This is a genomic window from Cupriavidus laharis (assembly GCF_914271435.1).
GTDB lineage: Bacteria > Pseudomonadota > Gammaproteobacteria > Burkholderiales > Burkholderiaceae > Cupriavidus > Cupriavidus laharis.
Genome location: NZ_CAJZAI010000007.1, coordinates 266,499 through 284,564, shown reverse-complemented (window position 1 = coordinate 284,564; position 18,066 = coordinate 266,499). Strand labels below are relative to the sequence as shown.

At 67.6% G+C, this 18,066-nt stretch carries 16 protein-coding genes; 9 read left to right on the top strand and 7 right to left on the bottom strand.

Going from position 1 to position 18,066, the window contains the following annotated elements; genetic code table 11:
- The first annotated feature begins 2 nt into the window (after positions 1–2).
- The 6 genes from LDO29_RS16550 to LDO29_RS16525 all read left to right on the top strand — a co-directional run bounded on the left by LDO29_RS16550 (position 3) and on the right by LDO29_RS16525 (position 6,137).
- Positions 3–1,031 (top strand): DUF58 domain-containing protein, encoded by a 1,029-nt coding sequence (locus tag LDO29_RS16550; protein ID WP_224080868.1) that lies wholly within the window; start codon positions 3–5, stop codon positions 1,029–1,031.
- A complete protein-coding gene (locus LDO29_RS16545; protein ID WP_224080867.1) occupies positions 1,028–1,573 on the top strand; it encodes a DUF4381 domain-containing protein in 546 nt (181 codons plus the stop codon). The genes LDO29_RS16550 and LDO29_RS16545 overlap by 4 nt, the downstream gene beginning before the upstream one ends.
- Positions 1,560–2,582, top strand: a complete 1,023-nt coding sequence (locus LDO29_RS16540; RefSeq protein ID WP_224080866.1) for a vWA domain-containing protein — start codon at positions 1,560–1,562, stop codon at positions 2,580–2,582. The genes LDO29_RS16545 and LDO29_RS16540 overlap by 14 nt, the downstream gene beginning before the upstream one ends.
- On the top strand, positions 2,582–4,219 hold the full coding sequence (locus LDO29_RS16535; protein WP_224080901.1) for a vWA domain-containing protein: 1,638 nt from the start codon (positions 2,582–2,584) through the stop codon (positions 4,217–4,219). The genes LDO29_RS16540 and LDO29_RS16535 overlap by 1 nt, the downstream gene beginning before the upstream one ends.
- Entirely contained in the window at positions 4,216–5,571 is a 1,356-nt protein-coding gene (locus tag LDO29_RS16530) for a BatD family protein (protein WP_224080865.1), read from the top strand. Before LDO29_RS16535 ends, LDO29_RS16530 begins: the two co-directional genes overlap by 4 nt.
- 122 nt (positions 5,572–5,693) lie before the next feature.
- A complete protein-coding gene (locus tag LDO29_RS16525) occupies positions 5,694–6,137 on the top strand; it encodes a thioesterase family protein (RefSeq protein WP_224080864.1) in 444 nt (147 codons plus the stop codon).
- 3 nt (positions 6,138–6,140) lie between these two features.
- Here LDO29_RS16525 and LDO29_RS16520 read toward each other — a convergent pair whose 3' ends face one another.
- The 3 genes from LDO29_RS16520 to LDO29_RS16510 all read right to left on the bottom strand — a co-directional run bounded on the left by LDO29_RS16520 (position 6,141) and on the right by LDO29_RS16510 (position 9,431).
- A complete protein-coding gene (locus LDO29_RS16520) occupies positions 6,141–7,760 on the bottom strand; it encodes an MFS transporter (RefSeq protein ID WP_224080863.1) in 1,620 nt (539 codons plus the stop codon).
- Between the two features lie 110 nt (positions 7,761–7,870).
- Complete coding sequence (locus LDO29_RS16515; RefSeq protein WP_224080862.1) at positions 7,871–8,770, bottom strand: recombination-associated protein RdgC; 900 nt, start codon at positions 8,768–8,770, stop codon at positions 7,871–7,873.
- A gap of 82 nt (positions 8,771–8,852) precedes the next feature.
- Positions 8,853–9,431: a BPSL1445 family SYLF domain-containing lipoprotein gene (locus tag LDO29_RS16510; RefSeq protein ID WP_224080861.1), complete on the bottom strand. Its 579-nt coding sequence runs from the start codon at positions 9,429–9,431 to the stop codon at positions 8,853–8,855.
- 169 nt (positions 9,432–9,600) lie between these two features.
- Between LDO29_RS16510 and LDO29_RS16505 the strand changes: the two genes are divergently transcribed.
- Positions 9,601–10,029 carry a hypothetical protein gene (locus LDO29_RS16505; protein ID WP_224080860.1) on the top strand — a complete coding sequence of 143 codons (429 nt, stop codon included), beginning with the start codon at positions 9,601–9,603 and terminating at the stop codon, positions 10,027–10,029.
- Positions 10,030–10,041: 12 nt separating this feature from the next.
- On the opposite strand, the gene LDO29_RS16500 is transcribed toward LDO29_RS16505, so the two are convergent.
- Both LDO29_RS16500 and LDO29_RS16495 read right to left on the bottom strand, forming a co-directional pair.
- The gene (locus tag LDO29_RS16500; RefSeq protein WP_224080859.1) at positions 10,042–10,875 is read right to left on the bottom strand and encodes an aldo/keto reductase; all 834 of its coding nucleotides are present in this window, start codon (positions 10,873–10,875) and stop codon (positions 10,042–10,044) included.
- A 212-nt stretch (positions 10,876–11,087) separates the two neighbouring features.
- Positions 11,088–11,480 carry a tautomerase family protein gene (locus tag LDO29_RS16495; RefSeq protein ID WP_224080858.1) on the bottom strand — a complete coding sequence of 131 codons (393 nt, stop codon included), beginning with the start codon at positions 11,478–11,480 and terminating at the stop codon, positions 11,088–11,090.
- Positions 11,481–11,604: 124 nt separating this feature from the next.
- Here LDO29_RS16495 and LDO29_RS16490 point away from each other — a divergent pair, with 124 nt between their 5' ends.
- Both LDO29_RS16490 and LDO29_RS16485 read left to right on the top strand, forming a co-directional pair.
- Positions 11,605–12,483: a LysR family transcriptional regulator gene (locus LDO29_RS16490; RefSeq protein WP_224080857.1), complete on the top strand. Its 879-nt coding sequence runs from the start codon at positions 11,605–11,607 to the stop codon at positions 12,481–12,483.
- Between the two features lie 160 nt (positions 12,484–12,643).
- Positions 12,644–14,785 carry a TonB-dependent receptor gene (locus LDO29_RS16485; RefSeq protein WP_224080856.1) on the top strand — a complete coding sequence of 714 codons (2,142 nt, stop codon included), beginning with the start codon at positions 12,644–12,646 and terminating at the stop codon, positions 14,783–14,785.
- An 87-nt stretch (positions 14,786–14,872) separates the two neighbouring features.
- Here the strand turns inward: LDO29_RS16485 and LDO29_RS16480 are convergent, their stop codons facing one another.
- On the bottom strand, positions 14,873–15,559 hold the full coding sequence (locus LDO29_RS16480) for a Fe2+-dependent dioxygenase (protein WP_224080855.1): 687 nt from the start codon (positions 15,557–15,559) through the stop codon (positions 14,873–14,875).
- Between the two features lie 11 nt (positions 15,560–15,570).
- Positions 15,571–17,781, bottom strand: a complete 2,211-nt coding sequence (locus LDO29_RS16475; protein WP_224080854.1) for a TonB-dependent receptor — start codon at positions 17,779–17,781, stop codon at positions 15,571–15,573.
- Between the last annotated feature and the right edge of the window lie 285 nt (positions 17,782–18,066).

The following is an 18,066-nucleotide window of genomic DNA, read 5'->3' as shown; positions in this document are numbered from 1 at the left end:
CCATGCGATCCCATCTCGCGTCGCTCGGCCGCTCGCCGGTGCCAGCCGGGCGCGGCGAGCCCACGCACGCGCAGCCCGGCGTCAGCGTGGATGCCGCCGCGTTGGCGGCGCTCGAAGTCGCCGCGCGCGATTTCCATTTCCTGCCGCGCCAGCCGGTGCACAGCGTGCTGGCCGGCCGGCATGCCTCCAGGGTACGCGGGCGCGGCCTGACGTTCGAAGAGGTGCGCGGCTACCTGCCCGGCGACGATATCCGCAGCATGGACTGGCGCGTCACGGCGCGCACCGGCAAGCCGCACGTGCGCGTGTACAGCGAGGAGAAGGACCGGCCGGTGCTGCTGGTGGTGGACCAGCGCATCAACATGTTCTTCGGCAGCCGCCGCGCGATGAAGTCCGTGGCCGCGGCAGAGGCCGCGGCGCTGGCCGCGTGGCGCGTGCTGTCGGAGGGCGACCGTGTCGGCGGCCTGGTGTTCGGCGACGGAGAGTGCACCGAGCTGGCGCCGCGCCGCAGCCGCCAGGCCGTCGAGCACTTGCTCGGCGAGATCGCGCGCCACAACCAGGCGCTGCGTGCCGATGCCCCCGCGCGGCGCGGCGCCGGCCAGCTCAATGCCGCGCTAGAGCGCGCCGCCCGGCTCGCGCGGCACGACCACCTGGTCATCGTCATCAGCGACTTCGACGGGCATGACGCGGCCACGCGCGACCTGATGCTGTCGATGAGCGCCCGCAACGACCTGCTGACGATGCTGGTCTATGACCCGTTCCTGCTCGAACTGCCAGACTCCGGCCACCTTGTCGTCAGCGACGGCGAGCTGCAGGTCGAGCTGGGGTTCGGCCACGCCGCCACGCGCAAGGGCATCGCCGAGTTCGTCGATGCGCAGAGCCGCAACCTGCTGGGCTGGCATCGCGCCATCGGCGTGCCGCTGCTGCCGCTGTCGGCCGCGGAGGAAACGCCACTGCAACTGCGCCGCCTGCTCGGGCAAGCGCTGCCGCAAGGCCAGGGAACGCTGCGTGCCCGGCAGGGAGGGCGGCCATGAGCGACCTGACGCACAGCACGGCCGCACCCGACAGCGCCACGATTGCCGGCGATCTCCTGCAGATGGCCGAGGTGGTCGTGCCGCCGCCGCCGTCGTGGCGGCCGCAGACCATCGGCTGGCCCGTGGCCGGCGCGATCGTGCTGGTGCTGCTGGCCTTCGCAGCGTGGCGATGGTGGCGCCAGTACCGCGCCAACCGCTACCGCCGCGAGGCGCTGGCCGAACTGTCGCGATTGCGCGCGGGCCTGTCCGCGTCGCCCGAGGTGCGCGCGCAGGCGCTGGACGCCATGGCGGAACTGCTCAAGCGCACCGCGCTGGCGGCCTGGCCGCGCGCGCAGGTGGCCAGCATGGCTGGGGCGGAGTGGGCGCAGTTCCTGCAGGCCCATGCGGGCAAGGCCGGCGCGGCGGTGCCGGTGCTTGCGACGCTGGTCAACGACGCGCAGTATCGCGATGCGGCCACGCTGGCGCAATGGCCCGACAGCCAGGTGACGGCCACGGCCGAGGCCTGCCAGCAATGGATTGCTTGCCACCATGTACCAGTTTGAATACCCGTGGCTCTTCGTGCTGCTGCCGCTGCCTTTGCTGCTGTGGTGGCTGTTGCCGCCGTATCGCGAGGAAAGCCCCTCGGTGCGCCTGCCGTTCTTCGGCGAGGTGGCCAGCGCCGTGGGGCTCAAGCCGGCGCCGGGCGCGGTCGTGCCGCGCAGCAACTGGCTGCAGCGCATCCTGGCGCCGCTCGCGTGGGCGTTGCTGGTGACGGCGCTGGCGCGTCCGCAGTTCCTGGAGGCGCCCATCGAGAAAGTGCAGCCGGCGCGCGACCTGCTGCTTGCGCTGGACCTGTCGCAGTCGATGGATACGCAGGATTTCCGCGACCCGGCCGGCGCGCTGATCCCGCGCGTGCAGGCGGTGCGGGAAGTGGTCAGCAGTTTCGTGGCACGCCGGCCTGGCGACCGCATCGGCCTGATCGTGTTCGGCGACGCGCCGTATCCGCTGGCGCCGTTCACGCTGGACCACGCGCTCGTGCAGACCATGATCCATGACTTGCTGCCGGGCATGGCCGGCCCCAGCACGGCGCTCGGCGATGCCATCGGCCTTGGCATCAAGATGTTCGACCAGAGCCAGGCGCCCGAGAAGGTGCTGATCGTGCTGACCGACGGCAACGACACCGCCAGCAAGATGCCGCCCGAACGTGCCGCGGACATCGCGAAGCAGCGGCACGTGATCGTGCATACCATCGGCATCGGCGACCCTTCCGCCGAGGGCGAGCAGCGCGTCGATCTCGGCGTGCTGCAGCGCGTCGCCGCGCAGACGGGCGGACGCTATTTCTTCGGCGCCGACCAGAAGGGACTCGAGAGCATCTATGCGACGCTCGACCGCATCACGCCGCACAACCACAAGACGCTGTCGTGGCGGCCGCGCAGGGAGCTGTTCATGTGGCCGCTCGGCGCCGCGGTGGGCGTGGTGCTGGCGTACCAGCTCATCATGGCGGTGTGGGCAGCGTGGCTGTCGCGACCGCGCCGGCATGGCGCGCCGCAGCCGGCGGCGGAGGAGCCGTGATACACGCGCTCGTGGACTTCCACTTCCTGCGCCCGTGGTGGCTGCTGGTGCTCATCCCGGCGGTGCTGCTGGTGTGGGCCGTGCGCCGCCGCGGCGACGTACGGCGCCGCTGGCGCGGCGCCATTGCCCCGCACCTGCTGGACGCGCTGATGGTGGGCGAGCGCCGCAGGCTGGCCATCCGCCCCGTACACCTGACCGCGCTGCTGCTCGCGCTGGGTGCCATCGCGCTGGCGGGTCCTGCCTGGGAGCGCGAGCGCCCGCCGTTCCTGGACGACAAGGCGCCGCTGGCGATTGCCGTCGACCTGTCGCCGACCATGGATGCCATCGACGTGACCCCCACGCGGCTCGAGCGCGCCAAGCTCAAGGTCAAGGCGCTGCTGGCGCGCCGCGACGGCGGACGCACGGCCATCTGGGCCTATGCGGGCTCCACGCACCTGGTGCTGCCGTTGACCGACGACGCCACGCTGCTGCAGACCTTTGTCGATGCGTTGCAGACCCGCATCATGCCGGCGCCCGGCAAGGACACCGCGCTTGCGCTGCGCACCATCGACGCGGCGCTTGCGCATGAGGAGGTGCCCGGCACCATCCTGTTCCTGACCGACGGCGTGGAAACTGCCGCCGTGCGTGCGTTCAAGGCCCAGGCAAGCAGCGGGCGCAGCCAGCCGGTGGTGCTGGCGATCGGCACCGAACGCGGTGGCCCGCTGCGCAGCGGCACCGAGGGCTTTGTCGAGAAAGATGGCGTGCGCGTGTTCGCGCGCATGGACACCGCCGCGCTCAAGCGCTTCGGCGACGACACCGGCGTGCCGGTCGCCACCTTCACGCCCGACAGCGATGACGACGTCGCCTGGGTGCAGCGCCATGTGCAGTCGCACCTCGCGCAGAAGCAGTCGGCGGACAACACGCGCTGGAAGGATGAAGGCTGGTGGTTGACGATCCCCATTGCACTGCTCGGCGTACTGTGGTTCCGCAAGGGCTGGACCGTGCGCTGGATCGCGGGCGTGCTGCTGGCGGTGGTGCTGGCGGCGCCGCAGCAGGACCTGCACGCGCAGGCTTCGGCGCCCGATGCCGCGGCGCCGCCCGCGTGGCGCTTTGTTGACCTGTGGCTCACGCATGACCAGCAGGGCCGGCTGGCGTTCGAGCGTGGCGATTTTGCCGGCGCCGCCGCGCTGTTCGACGATCCCATGTGGCGCGGCGTGGCGCAGTATCGCGCGGGGCAATATGCGCAGGCGGTGCAGAGTTTCGCGCTGATAGATTCGCCCGAGAGCGACTTCAACCAGGGCGATGCGCTGGCGCGGCTGGGCAAGTACAAGGACGCGGCGGCGCGCTACCGGGAGGCCTTGAAGCACCGCCCACAATGGCCGGCGGCGGTGGCCAACCTGGCGCTCATGGAGAAACTGGCCGCGAAGGCCGAAAAGCCGAAGGAAGGCGAGGAGCCGCCCGACATCAAGCCTGATGAGGTGAAGGTCGACAGCGAGTCCAAGCCACCTGAGGGCGAAGGCAAGAAGATGGAAATGGGCGCGGTTGAAAGCGCCGAGACCTGGATGCGCGCGATCCAGACCACGCCGACCGAGCTGCTGCAGCGCAAGTTCGCGCTGCAGCAGAGCCAGGCCCAGCCAAGCGCCGGAGCCAAACCATGATGCGCGCAGGCAAGGGTTTCGGCGTCTGGCTCGCCGGCCTTGCGCTGTGGCTGGCCAGCGCGCTCGCGCTGGCGGCCGATCCCGTCGTGCGCGTCAACGTGGCGGCGCAGCAGCCCGTGCTGCCGGGCCAGCAGATCCGCATCGAGGTGACGGTGCTGGCGCCCAATTTCTTCCTGTCGGCGCCGGTCTTTCCCACGCTGCAGGTGCCCGGTGCGATCGTCACCATGCCGGACGACCGCGGCCAGAACACGGTCGAGACCATCAACGGCGTGAGCTACGCCGGTATCCGGAAGACCTACCTGTTTGCTGCGGAGCAGGGCGGCGACTTCCAGCTGCCGCAGGTCTCCATCGCCTTCACCTATTCCGGCGACGACGGCAAGCCGCGCCAGGGCAGCGTGACGCTGCCGGTCACCACGATCCGCGCCGCGGGCGCAGCCGGCGCGCCGGCCGGTGCCACGCTGCCAGTGGCTCGCCTGAATGTCACGCAGCGCTTCGACCGCCCGGTGAGCGGCCCGCAGGCGCAATTCCATGCCGGTGATGCGCTGGTGCGCACCATCATCACGTTCGCGCCGCAGACCCAGGCCATGATGATCCGCCCGCCCAAGGTCGAGGCGCCTGCCGGCGTGCGCGTGTTCGCGGGCGATCCGCAGCTCAGCGACGCTGCGCACGACAACGCCGGCAATACGGGCGGCAGCCGCACGGACCGCATCACCTATGTGTTCGAGCATGCGGGAACCTATACGCTGCCGGCGATCAAGGTGGAATGGTTCGATCCGGTCACGCGCAAGCCCGGCGAATCGGAAGCGCCCGAGGTGAAGGTGGACGTGGCCTCTGCGCCGCACCTTGCAGGTCTATCCCCGACCGGTCCCCACGCTGCGCCCTTGCCCGGGGAGGGTGGCGGCACCGCGTGGCGCCTGTGGCTGTGGGCGGCCGGTGGCGCTGTGGTGCTGCTGCTGGCGTGGCTGTTGCTGCAATGGGCGCGGCCGCGCCTGGCACGCCTGCGCCGGGCGCTCGCCGCACGGCGCAGCGCCCGGGCGGCTGGCAGCGAGGCCAGGCTCGCGGCGCTGCTGCAGGCCTGCCGCGCCAATGACGCGGCGGCGGCATATCGTGCCTTGGGCGCGTGGTCGCGTACCGCGTGGGGCAAGGCGCCGTCGGACTGGGCCGCAGGCACCGGCGATGCGGCGCTGGTTGCCGCTGTCGGCGGACTCGAACGACGCCTGTTCGGCGTCGGCGCCAGCCAGGGGCAGTGGGACGGCAGCGAGCTGGCGCGCCTGTTGCCGGCATACGCCCCCGCACACCAGCCTGTCCGTGCGCATCGCACGCCGGCAGCCCTGCCGCCGCTCAATTCCTGAGCCCTGCCGGCCGAACCAGCCGGATCGACTATGATGGGCGCCTCGCCGTCAGCCTGCCCGGAATCGGATGACCCGTGCGCGCGCCCGGCGGCGGCTTCCTGTCCACTTTGCCCGATGCCGCCATGGCCCGTCTTCAACTCGACCTTCCCGACGACCAGTTCTGCTATTCGACCCACCTGACCGTGCGCGTCACCGACATCAACTCGGCCAACCACCTGGCCAACGATTCGATGATCTCGATGATCTCCGAGGCGCGCGCACGCTTCCTCTTTGAATTCGGCAGCGAGGGCGACCAGGTGGAGGGGCTCGGCATCATCGTCACGGACCTGGCCACCATGTACCGCAACGAGGCGCATGCGCGCGACCAGCTGCTGTTCGAAGTCGGCGTGATGGACTTCAACAAGTACGGCGGCGACATCATCTTCCGCATCACGCGCCCGCAGGACGGCGCGCTGATCGCCATGGCCAAGTCCGGCTTCGTGTTCTTCGACTACCACCAGAAGAAAGTGATGCCGATGCCGGCCGGCTTTGCCGGCCGCTTCCCCAAGGTCAACTGGCTCGGCTAAGCGTCACGATGCCGCGGCTGGCGCGATGAAGTGCGACACCACCGGCGGCTGCTCGCCGCTGTGGAAGGCCAAGGCGCGTTCCTGGATGTCGCGGTCATGCAGCGTCACGCGCTCGTGCTGGCGCAGGTGTTCCAGCCAGGACACCACCTGGAAGCATTCCACGTAGCGCCCGGGCCGGGCGGCATCCTCGAACAATCCCCATGAGAACGCGCCGTCGCGCAGGCGCGCCTGGCTCAGTTCGTCCAGCGTGGCGACAAAGCGCGCCGCGTCTTCGGGCCGCACCTGGTATTCGATGGTGATCAGCACCGGGCCGCGGTCATGGCCGACTTCGTTGCTCACCTCCGGCGCCGGCCAGTGCATGGACGGTGCCAGATGTGACGAATCGCCCTGCTGCAGCTTGTAGCGCCAGGTCAGCGCGATGGCCAGCAACGCGCCGGCGCTGGCGATCAGCAGCGCCGCGGGGATGCCCAGATGGCTGGCGGCCTGGCCCCAGACGATGCTGCCGGCGCTCATCGAGCCAAAGAACACGGTGACGAAGATCGACAGGCCGCGTGCGCGCACCCATTCCGGCAGCGAGGTCTGCGCCGACACGTTCAGCGTGGTCAGCACGGCAATCCACGAGGCACCCGCCACCAGGCTGGCGATGCCGGCAGCTACCGGATTGTGGACCGTGGCAAAGAGCAGCAGCGCGACCACTGTGCCCAGCGTGCCGAGCGCCACCACCCGGTCCGGCCCCAGCCACTGGCGCAGCCGGCCCAGGCCCAGCGCGCCCAGCACCGCCCCCACGCCCACGCAGCCGAGCAGCACGCCGTAGAGCTGGGCGCCGCCGGCCAATACCTGCCGCGCGATCAGCGGCAACATGGCCCAGTAGGCGCTGGCGAACAGGAAGAACGCGGTGGCACGCGCCAGCGTGGCCTTGAGCGCCTGGCTGTGCCAGGCAAAGCGCACGCCGGCGCGCATGGCGCCGAGCAAGTCTTCGGTGGGCAGGCGTCGCTCGGCCGGAACCGGCGGGTGCCACCAGGCCAGCGCGGCCACCACCGCCAGGAAGCTGGCGGCATTGATCAGGAACGGCGCGGCCACGCCGATGCCGGAAATGATGAAGCCCGCCAGCGCGGGCCCGATGGCGCGGCTGATGTTGATGCCCACGCTGTTGGTGGCCACGGCCTGCTGCAGCGCCTGGCGCGGCACCAGGCTCGGCACGATGGCCTGCCATGCCGGCGCCGTGATCGCGGCGCCCACGCCCATCGCGAACGTGAACAGCAACAGCAGCACCGGCGTGGCAGCGCCCAGCAGCACCACCGCGCCCAGGCCGGCCGCCACGACGGCCATCACAACCTGCACCACCAGCAGCATGCGGCGCCGGTCCAGGATGTCGGCGAGCGCGCCGGCCGGCAGGGCCAGCAGGAACACCGGCAGCGACGTGGCGGTCTGCACCAGCGCCACCCAGGCCGGCGACGGCGCGAGCGAGGTCATCAACCAGCCGGCGCCCACATCGTGCATCCAGGTGCCGATATTGGACAGCACGGTGGCCATCCACAGCACGCTGAAGGCGGGGTAGGCAAACGGGCCGGAGGCGCCTGAAGGGGATGGGGCGGGAGAGGGGGTGGCCTTGGAATTGTCCACGGGCGGCTCCGGAAAAAAGGGGGGCACGTCAGTCGGGCAATTCCAAGGCTAGACAGAAAAACGGCCGCGTGGGCGGCCGTCGAAAGATTTCAGATCGGGCTGGGCTGGCCTCAGGCCTTGCGCTCGCCGCCGAGCGCTTCGGTCAGGTCGCCGAGCATGCCGGCCAGTTCTCCGGCCATCAGCGTGAAATCGGCGTCGAAACGCTCGTCTTCGTCGCTGACCGTGTTGTCGGCCTGCTCCTTGATCACATCCAGCGGCGCTACGCGCTTGATCGCGAGCGAATCGGTCAGCACGAAGGACACGCGGTCGTTCCAGGTCATGGCCAGGCGCGTGCAGCGCTTGCCGCCGGAGATATGGCGGCGCAGGTCTTCAGCATCGAGCGGATGACGCACGTAGCGCACCGTGGCCTTGCTTTCGGCGCCGGACTGGAGCTCGATCTCCTGGTCCACCGAAAAGCCGGCGGGCGCGATGTCGCTGGCCAGCCAGTCCGTCATGGCGGCCACGGGCGACTGATTCACGTGCAGGTTCGCGAGCGGCAGCGGATCCAGTGCCTTGAACAGCATGCCGCGCACTTCGTCGGCCTTGGCTGCGCTGGCGGCGTCGATGGCCAGCCAGCCATTGTCCGGGTCGATCCATACGCGCGTGTCGCGGCGGATGCTGAACGCGCGCGGCAGCAGTTCTTCGGTGACCTGCTCCTTCAGTTCCTTCATTTGCTTGCGGCCCGGCTTGTAGCCTTGCTGCTCCTCGACCTCGGCGGCGCGCGCCTTGGTCACCTGGTTGACCACGGTGGCAGGCAGCAGCTTTTTCTCGGTGCGCAGCGTCAGGAGCATCTGGCGGCCCACGGTGTGGACCAGCTGGCCATTGTCGCGCGGCGAGGCCCAGCCCTGCGTCTGCATTTCAAGGCTGGTGCCGGGAAAGAAGGCATGCTTGGCCAGGCTGGCTTCGACTTCGTCGGCGCCGGGCGACCATGGAGCGGAAAAACGGTGGAGCTGCAGGTTCTTGAACCACATGGGAGGAATTCGGCCAAAGGGACGAATTCTATCCGGTCGCGCGGTGCCGCCGGAAAATGCAGCGGCACCGCGGCATGGAACGCTACAGGTCGAGCTTGGTGATCTTGCTGCCTTCCAGGCTCAGTCCGGCCATCAGGCCGGCATTGGTCATCACGAAACCGACGATCGGATGCTGCGCGGTGTTGGTGTCCAGCACGCCGTTGGCGCCCACCGTCGCCAGCGCCACGGTGGCGTCCACGCCGGCGGTCCAGCCGCTGCTGCGCACGAACTTGTCGTAGGCGTCCTGCGTCAGGAACATCAGGATGACGGACTTGGACTGTGCGCCGATCTGCCAGCCGACCGAGCCCGAGATCAGGCGGTAGTAGCCGCGCGTGGCACCGCCCGAGCGCAGCGCGCCGTCACCATACTCGCCGCCGACGACGAAGCCCGCCGAGAGCGTCTTCGGGAACACCAGGATGCCGCGCGCCTTGTTGGCGAGGTCGCGCGAGCCGTTGACGCTGCCGTACAGCTTGGCGAGCGTGGCATCTACGCCGGAATCCAGTTCGCGCCGCCGCGCAGCCTTGTCGCTTGGCACGTCGGGGCCCGTGGTGGTGCAGGCGGCCAGAGACAGGCTGCCCAACACGAGGCCGGCACCGGTTTGGAGGAATGAGCGGCGCTTCATGGGATCTCCTTCTGCTTGTTTGTGTACTTTGAAGCATAGTGCCCGACCGCTTGCGGACCAATGGCGGACCGTATGCAACACGTTGAAGTCGTTTCCATTTGTTAACGTTGAGGCGAATGAGGCACTTGTGCGCGGCAGGGCCGGTCATGCTGCGGTACAGTCCGGACCCATGAAGCCGATCCTCCAAGCCCCTAAACTTTCCATCCTGCTGGTTGCCGCGCTGCTCGGCGCCTGCGGGTCGCAGCCGCCGGCACCTGACGCGGGCGAGGCCGCCAACGCAAGCACGAACGCCGACAGCGGCTGGCAGGCGCTGCGCGCCCGCTACATGGACTGCGTGCAGCACCAGGCCGACGAAGGCGTGTCCGGCAAGGCGCAGACGAAGGACGTGGTGTCCTCGGCGCTGGCTGCATGCAACGGTGAACTGAAGGCGATGCACGATGCCTTCGGCGCGTATCTCGCGGGCCAAATGTCGTCGTCACACGGCAAGTCCGGCGCGCGCCAGGCGGCTGACCGCGTCACCACCGACACGCGCGAGAAGGCACGCGCCTACCTGACGAAATACGTCGAGCGCGAGCGCTACATCGCGCGCACGCAATAAGCCCGGTAGTCGCTACAGCATTTCCAGCGGTCCCGGCCTGGTCGGCGGTGGGAACAGGCGGTCGAGTTCCTGCAGCTGATCTGGCGTGAGAGGGCGCTCCAGCGCGCCCAGGTTCTCGCGCAACCGTTCGCGGTGCCCGGTCTTCGGGATCGCGATGATCCCGTCGCGCGCGAGCAGCCAGGCCAGCGCGACCTGCGCCGGCGTCATGCCGTTGGCCCGAGCAAAGCGCATGAGCTTCGGATGCCGCACCAGCCGCGCCTGTTCGATGGGCGAGTAGGCCATCACCGGCACGCCGCGCGCGTGCAGCCAGGGCAGCAGGTCCCACTCGATGCCGCGGCGGGGGAGGTTGTACAGGAGCTGGTTGACCGCAACCTGGTCGCCGCCCGGAACCGCCCACAATTCCTCCATATCGGACAGGTCGAGGTTGCTCACGCCATAGTGGCGGATCTTGCCGTCGCGCTGCAGGCCTTGCAGCGCTTCCACCGTTTCCTCCAGCGCGATGCCGCCGCGCCAGTGCAGCAGGTAGAGGTCGATGCGGTCGGTGCCGAGCCGGCGCAGGCTGCGCTCGCAGGCGGCCACGGTGCCGCGCCGGCTGGCGTTGTGCGGGTAGACCTTGCTGACCAGGAAGACCTCATCGCGCCGGCCGGCGATGGCTTCGCCGATCAGTTCTTCGGATTGGCCTTCGCCGTACATCTCGGCGGTATCGATCAGGCGCAGGCCCAGGTCCAGGCCCAGTCGCAGCGTGGCGATCTCCTCGGCACGCGTGGCGCGACGCTCGCCCATATTCCACGTTCCCATGCCAAGCGCGGGCACGCGCTCGCCATCGGGCAGGGTGACATGTTTCATGGTGGCTTTCCGTTGGGGCGGGCGGTGCTGGCATGTGCCCGCACTAGTTAACAAGCTACCAATCTACAAGAACATCCCGGCGGGATTAAGGCTGGAATTGTCGGGTCAGCCGGAACATGGCTGGCGGGCTATGTATGAGCCCCGGTTCCTCCCCTCTCCCATGCGTGGGAGAGGGGAGCCAGCCTGGCGGAAGACTGTACCAAGTAGCCCACTCACCCATGCTGATGCCGATACTCCTGCGTCAGCCCGCCATACCCATAGGCCGCGGCACGTGCGTCGATCACGTGGATATACGAGACCGGATGCACGTTGCCAACCAGTTCTGACAGCGCTTCGAACACGGCTTTCAGGTATGCGGCCTTCTCCGCCTTCGTATTGGTCTCATCGGTCACGCTGATATCGAGATGGAAGGCATTTCGCCCCGTTTCGGACAGCGGTTCGCCGCCGATGATCCACTGCTCGCGCGGCACGTACTGGACCGCGATGGCGATGACATCAGGCTTCTTGCCGAGCACGCGCTGCGTAAGTTCGGCCACGGCCGCGGCGCTGCGGCGGGTGAGGGCGGCATCGGGCTGGCCGGAGATCTGCAGGTTGATGTGGGGCATGGCTGGCTCCTGTTTGATTGCGTTGGTGATGCCATGGTAGGTGCCGGTGTAATATCGGAAAAGCCGGAAGTTACGATATGAACCATCGGATTCTCCGAATCATCAGGATCCTCGGGAGATCGCCATGCGCGGATTCGACACCGACCAATTGCGCACCTTCGTCACGGTGGCCGACAGCGGCAGCCTGTCCGCCGCCGCGCCCAGGCTGTTCCTGTCGCAATCTTCGGTCAGCGAGCAATTGCGCAAGCTCGAGGAGCGCGCCGGCGTGCCGCTGCTGACGCGCGGCCGGAAAGGCGCGGTGCCCACGCCTGCGGGGACCCGGCTGCTGGAGCATGCACGGCGCATCCTGGCTCTCAACGACATGGCGTTGCAGGAACTGCGCGGCCGCGCGCTGGAGGGCGAGTTGCGGCTGGCGGTAACGGATTACTTCCGGCCTGCCGAGATTGCCGGCATGCTGCGCCGCCTGCGCGAACGCCACCCGCTGCTGCGCCTGCACGTCACGGTGATGAAGAGCGCCGTGATCGATGCGACGGCGGACATGGACGCCTTCGATATCGGCCTGAGCATGCGCATCGTCGGCACGCGCGGTCAGGCGGCGGCGCGGCGCGGGACACTGCTGCGGCGCGAGTCGCTGTCATGGGTGATGGCGCAGGGCGAGGCCGGTGCCTTGCCGCCGACGCTGCCGCTGGTGCTGCTGCCCGATTCCTGCTCGCTGCACCAGTTCGTGGTGAAGCTGCTGATGCGCAAGCGCAGGTCATTCGAGATCGCGCACTCTGCCTCGGGCGTGGCGGGACTGCACCTGGCGCTTGCCGCGGGGCTGGGTCTTTCCTGCCTGAATGCGTCGGCGATCGGCCCGGGCGTGGCGCCGCTGGATGCCGCCAGCCAGCGGCGGCTGGGCCTGCCCGCGCTGCCGGAAGCGGAGTTCTTCCTGCTGCCGGCAAGGCGCGGCGAAGCCGATTTCATTGCCGCAGCGCGCGACGCGCTGGCAGAACAGTTCGGCTGATTGCCGCACAGCAGCGAATGGCTGACGTGCCAGAAATGTGATGTATCGCGCCCCTAACCAATGATGCAAATGCGGATATTTCGCCGCAAATTTGACCTTATTCGTCTTGTAAATGATAATGCGTCGCATTTTGCTTCGTATTACAAGAAATTACAGGGAAATGAGCCTCAAATTGCATCCGGTACGCCGCGCCGTTTTTGCGGTATTCGCCTGCCAGCCGATGCTGGCCGGCATGGCCCATTCACAGGAGCGCAGCCTCGCTACGGCGTCCCAGCAGAGCCTGCCAGAAGTCACGGTCAGGGCCGATGCCAGCCAGGACCTCGGCACTGGCTACAACCCTTCCAGGACCGTCAGCGCCACCAAGACCGAGGCGCCGCTGCGCGACGTACCGCAGACCGTCAACGTGGTCACGGCCGATGTCATGCGCGACCAGCATGCCACCTCGATGCAGGACGCGCTGAAGAACGTGCCGGGGGTTTCGTTCTCCACGGGCGATGGCCAGCGTGACCAGGTGTCGATCCGCGGCTTTACCGCGATTGCCGACCAGTTCGTCGATGGCATCCGTGACGATGCGCTGTATTTCCGCGACCTGTCCAACGTGGACCGGGTCGAAGTCATCAAGGGGCCGGCCGCCGTGCTCTATGGCCGTGGCTCGTCGGGCGGCCTGATCAATCGCGTGACCAAGAAGCCGGGCATCGACGTGACTGACTTCGCGCTGAGTTACGGGATGTGGGCCGACCGCCGCGCCGAGGCCGACGTCGGCCGCGTGTTTGCGGATGGCGCTGCTGCATTCCGCGTGACGGGCGCCGTGGAGAAGGCCAACAGCTACCGCTCGCAGCAGTTTCTGGATCGCAAGGCGATTGCACCCTCGCTCGAGCTGCGGATTGCGCCCGAGACCACCGTGCTGTTGCAGGCCGACTATCTCGAGGATCGCCGCGTGACCGACTTCGGCATTCCGGCCTACAAGGGCCGCCCGGTCGACGTACCCGCGTCGCGCTACTACGGCGCGGCCAACGCGCGCGATGCCGACTACTCGCAGTCGCGCGTGTACTCGGGCACGGCCACGATCAATCATCGCTTCAACGACAGCTGGTCGATCCGCAATGCCACGCGCTATTACCATTATTCGCTGGACCGCAACAATACGCTGACCAGCACGGTCAATGAGGCGGCCCAGACCTTCACCATGAACCACGGCAATGTCGACCGCGAGGAGCATGGCTGGTTCAACCAGACCGACCTGACGCAGAAGGCCAGCTTCCTCGGCATGCAGCACGAGCTGCTGTACGGCATGGAGATCGGCCAGCAGAACAAGAACCAGGTCAACAACACCAGACCGGTGCTCGGTGCCAACGGGCAAGTGGCGAACTTCGACCTGTTCAATCCGGTGCTGCCCACGCTGGCGCGCGTGGTGCCGGGCACGCCGGGTACCAACAACCTGGGCGTGTTCAACACCCTGGCGTTCTACACGCAGGACATGCTGACCTTCAGCGAGCAATGGAAGGCGCTGCTGGGCGTGCGTTACGACCGTTTCGAGCAGGAGACGCGGCAGAACATCGCCGGCCAGCCGAACCTGTCGCGCACCGACAATGCGTGGAGTCCGCGCGCCGGCCTGGTCTGGCAACCGACGAAGGCGCAGTCCTACTACGTGTCGTGGAGCAAGTCGTTCCAGCCGTCGGGCGAAGCCTTCGCGCTCGCGGCCAACAATACGCAGCTCGCGCCCGAGACGACCAATAACACGGAAGTCGGGGCCAAGTACGACTTCCTGGACGGCAAGGCTAGCGCCACGGTATCGGTGTTCCGCCTGGAGCGAACCAATATCAAGGTCGCCAATGCCACCGGCACGGCACTGATCCCGATCGGCGAGCAGCGCACCGATGGCGTGGAAATCTCGGGTGCGGCCGAACTGGGTGGCGGCTGGCGCTTCCTGGCCGGCTACGCTTACCTGGACGCCGAAGTGACCAAGTCGACGGCGGCGTTGCAAGGTAAGCGCGCCACGATCACGCCCAAGCATTCGGGCAACGTGTGGTTGACCAAGAGCCTGGGCCACGGCTTTGGCGTGGGCGCCGGCCTGAATATGGTGGGTGCGCGCTACGCCGACCCGGCCAACACCGTGACGCTGCCCGGCTATGTCACGGCCGACGCCATGGCCTGGTACCGCCGCGGTGCCTTCGAGGCCCAGCTGAACCTCTACAACCTGTTTGACAAGAGCTACATCGTCTCCGCGCACGGCAGCAGTCCCAACCTGAACATGCCGGGCGCACCCCGCAGCGTCATGGCGACCATCCGCTACCGGATGTAAGGACGTATCGAAGCCGGCATCCGGCAAAAAGGCCGGGCGGTTCCACACCGCCCGGCCTTTTCCTTCTCAGTAACGGCGACGACCCGCTCAGGTCTCGCTCCACTGCCTCAGCAGGTTGTGATAGCAGCCCACCAGGGTCCGGCGCGCGTCTTCATCCGCGCCGGTCTGGTTCAGCCGCTGGATGGCGTTGTCCATGTCGAACAGCAGCGCGCGCTGCGTGTCGTCGCGCACCAGGCTCTGGATCCAGAAGAAGCTGGCCACGCGCGTGCCGCGCGTGATCGGCGTGACCTGGTGCAGGCTGGTGGCCGGATAAACCACCATGTCGCCGGCATCGAGCTTGACGGCGTGCATGCCGTAGGTGTCCTGCACTTGCAGCTCGCCGCCGTCATAGCTGTCGCGCGGCGAAAGGAACAGCGTGGCCGAGATGTCGGTGCGCAGCTTGCGCCCGTCGTGCGGATGGATGCGTACGCTGCCGTCCACATGCGCGCCAAAGGTCATGCCCTCGCTGTAGCGGTTGAACATCGGCGGGTAGACGATATTGGGCAGCGCGGCGCTGATAAACCGCGGGTTGCGCTCGAGCATGCCCAGGATCAGGCGCTGGCACTCCAGCGCCACGTCCGAGCGTTCGTCGATCTGCTGGTTGAACTTGACCGGCGCCCCCGAGTAGCCGGCCGTCACCCGGCCGTCGACCCAGGCTTCGTCCGCCTGTTCCAGCCGTTCGCGTACGGTGCAGACCTGCTCGGCGGTGAGGACCTGGGGGATGACGACCAGCATGGCGGCTTTCCTTACATGCGATAAGAGAACGACAGCATCGCGGTTCGGCCCGTGCCCGGCACCGAGCGCCCGCCGTCGGACTGGATCAGCGCATCGTAATACTTCTTGTCGAAGATGTTGAACAGGTTCAGGCGCACATCGTACTTCGGCTGATGGTAGGCCACCATGCCGTCCCAGCGCACGAAGCCGCCAACCTGCGTGGTATTGGTGTTATTGGCATAGCGCTGCGACATATAGAATGCGCCGCCGCCGACTTCCCACTCGGGTGTGACGGCGTAGCTGGTCCACGCTGTGGCGGTGTGCTTCGGCGTATTGCCCGGCACCTTGCCCTGGGTGCCGGCGGCGACGCCGTCGACGATCTCGGCGTCCAGGTAGGTATAGCCCGCGAACACCTGCCAGCGGCTCGTAATGTGTCCGGTTGCCCCGGCGCGGAAGCCGTTCACGCGGATCTTGCCGGCCAGCGTGTAGGTGCCGTCGGTGTTCTGGCTGCGCGCATTGTCCTTGGTGATCTGGAAGATGGCCGAGGTCAGCGACAGGTCGCCGTTCATCAGATCCCACTTGCCGCCCAGTTCGTATGACTTGTTCTTCTCGGGCTCGAGCTGCTGCTGGCTGGTGACCGTACCGGTCGTGTTGGTCAGCTGTTCCAGCGACGGATTGAACGAGGTGCCATACGACAGGTAGTAGGATTGGGCTTCCGTCGGCTGCCAGATGCCACCCAGGCGCACGCTGGTGAAGTTGACGCTCTGCTGAAGGCTGCGCGGCTGGCTGATCGAGTTGGTGACGCTGGCGTTGAAATAGTCATAGCGCAGGCCGGCCACGGCCTTCCATTGCTTGGTGAACTCGATCGTGTCGTTGGCATAGACGCCAATCGTATTGGCCGAGCCGCCCGCGACATTGCCGCGTCCGGTCACTGCGCTGGCCGGCGAGTCGACATAGGGCGGATCGATCACCGGCACGCACGCGACAAAGCCGCTGCAAGGACCGGAGGCTGCGGCCCGGGTGATGCCCTGGTTGTTGTAGCCGTCGTGGCCGAATTCGGCGCCCGCCAGTACCGTGTGCTTGACCGAGCCGGTGTCGAACTTCACGGTCAGGTCGGTCTGGTTGTAGATCGAATAGTCACGGATCTTGCGGTCGTGGCTCTGCTGGCGCACGAACAGCTGCGACAGCGGCAGGCTGCTCGTCGTCAGCGGTGAATAGACGCCGTTGACGATGGCGCCGACCGACTGCGGCGCGGTCTGGCGCGCGTCGGTCTGTACCCAGTTGTACTGCGTCTGGTTGCGCAGCCGCACGTTGGGGTTGAACTTGTGGTCGATGGTCGCGTTCAGCGACGCGATGTCCTGGTTGGTGCGGTCGTCGGTGTTGCCGTAGAAGGTATTGCGGTCCACATTGACCGGATGCCCGTTCAGCGGCGGCAGGCCGTAGTCAGGCATGTCGTGGTTGTGCTGCAGCAGCGCCGACAGCGTGATCTCGGTCGGCGTGCCGATGCCGAGCTTCCACGACGGCGCGATGCCGAAGTCCTGCACGGTCATCTCGTCGCGCGTGCTCGGCTTGCCGTCCTGTGCCATGGCGGCGATGCGGAACGCCGAGGTGTCGCCGGTCGGCGTGTTGACGTCCGCCGTGGCGCGCACCAGGCCGTTGGTGGTGACCGAGCCGGTGACCTCGGTGGCCGCCTTCATCGAAGGCTTCTTGCTGACCTGGTTGATCACGCCGCCGGTGGACCCGCGTCCGAACAGCATCGACGACGGACCCATCAGCACCTCGACAGAATCGAGCGCGAAGGTATCGCGGTAGTACTGGCCGCGGTCGCGGAAGCCATCCAGGTAGATATCGGTGCGGGCCGAGAAACCGTTCAGGTTGATGTTGTTGCCGATCTGGCCGCCTTCGGCCCCGCCGATGGTGATGCCCGGCACGTTGCGCAGCGCGTCGGCGAGCGAGCTCACACCCTGGGAATCCATGACGGCCCGGTTCACCACCGTGACCGACTGAGGCACGTCGCGCAGGTCTTCGGGCAGTTTGCTGATGGAATTCCTGACCGCATTGAAATCGTCGCGCGAGGCAGCGCCCTTGACGACCACCTCCTGCAGCGTCGTGGCGGGTGCCGCTGCCTGCTGCACGGGTGCGGCGGCCGGGGCAGGCGCCTGCTGGGCAAGGGATGCGGCGGGGGCGGCAAAGAGCGCGATCAGTGCGGTGGCGATGGGCGTGCGTTGGGAGCGGCGGTTCATGGCGTATGTCTCTCGTTCGACCCCCGGTGCGGGCCCGTCCGGCGCCGCCGCCAGCGCGAATGCACGGGAATCGACGATGCGGTCATGGGGGCGATGATTTGGGCTGGGCGAATATAAATGCGAATGATTTGCGTTGCAATTCGCGTTGCGGACACGACACAGACATGGTTTGCCCTGCCATGATGTCTTTAATAAAAAACAATAGAACGAAAAATAGTGCGTAAAACGCCACAAATAGCGACAACACAAGGCCCGGCAGACTTGCCGAACGATTCCCGGAAAAGA

Bases quoted from the DNA above. Each gene is read 5' to 3' on its own strand.
- LDO29_RS16545 (WP_224080867.1), top strand. From the start codon at position 1,028: ATGAGCGACCTGACGCACAGCACGGCCGCACCCGACAGCGCCACGATT.
- LDO29_RS16475 (WP_224080854.1), bottom strand. From the start codon at position 17,781: ATGAACCGCCGCTCCCAACGCACGCCCATCGCCACCGCACTGATCGCG.
- LDO29_RS16490 (WP_224080857.1), top strand. From the start codon at position 11,605: ATGCGCGGATTCGACACCGACCAATTGCGCACCTTCGTCACGGTGGCC.
- LDO29_RS16485 (WP_224080856.1), top strand. From the start codon at position 12,644: ATGAGCCTCAAATTGCATCCGGTACGCCGCGCCGTTTTTGCGGTATTC.
- LDO29_RS16495 (WP_224080858.1), bottom strand. From the start codon at position 11,480: ATGCCCCACATCAACCTGCAGATCTCCGGCCAGCCCGATGCCGCCCTC.
- LDO29_RS16510 (WP_224080861.1), bottom strand. From the start codon at position 9,431: ATGAAGCGCCGCTCATTCCTCCAAACCGGTGCCGGCCTCGTGTTGGGC.
- LDO29_RS16530 (WP_224080865.1), top strand. From the start codon at position 4,216: ATGATGCGCGCAGGCAAGGGTTTCGGCGTCTGGCTCGCCGGCCTTGCG.
- LDO29_RS16505 (WP_224080860.1), top strand. From the start codon at position 9,601: ATGAAGCCGATCCTCCAAGCCCCTAAACTTTCCATCCTGCTGGTTGCC.
- LDO29_RS16540 (WP_224080866.1), top strand. From the start codon at position 1,560: ATGTACCAGTTTGAATACCCGTGGCTCTTCGTGCTGCTGCCGCTGCCT.
- LDO29_RS16500 (WP_224080859.1), bottom strand. From the start codon at position 10,875: ATGAAACATGTCACCCTGCCCGATGGCGAGCGCGTGCCCGCGCTTGGC.
- LDO29_RS16515 (WP_224080862.1), bottom strand. From the start codon at position 8,770: ATGTGGTTCAAGAACCTGCAGCTCCACCGTTTTTCCGCTCCATGGTCG.
- LDO29_RS16550 (WP_224080868.1), top strand. From the start codon at position 3: ATGCGATCCCATCTCGCGTCGCTCGGCCGCTCGCCGGTGCCAGCCGGG.
- LDO29_RS16525 (WP_224080864.1), top strand. From the start codon at position 5,694: ATGGCCCGTCTTCAACTCGACCTTCCCGACGACCAGTTCTGCTATTCG.
- LDO29_RS16480 (WP_224080855.1), bottom strand. From the start codon at position 15,559: ATGCTGGTCGTCATCCCCCAGGTCCTCACCGCCGAGCAGGTCTGCACC.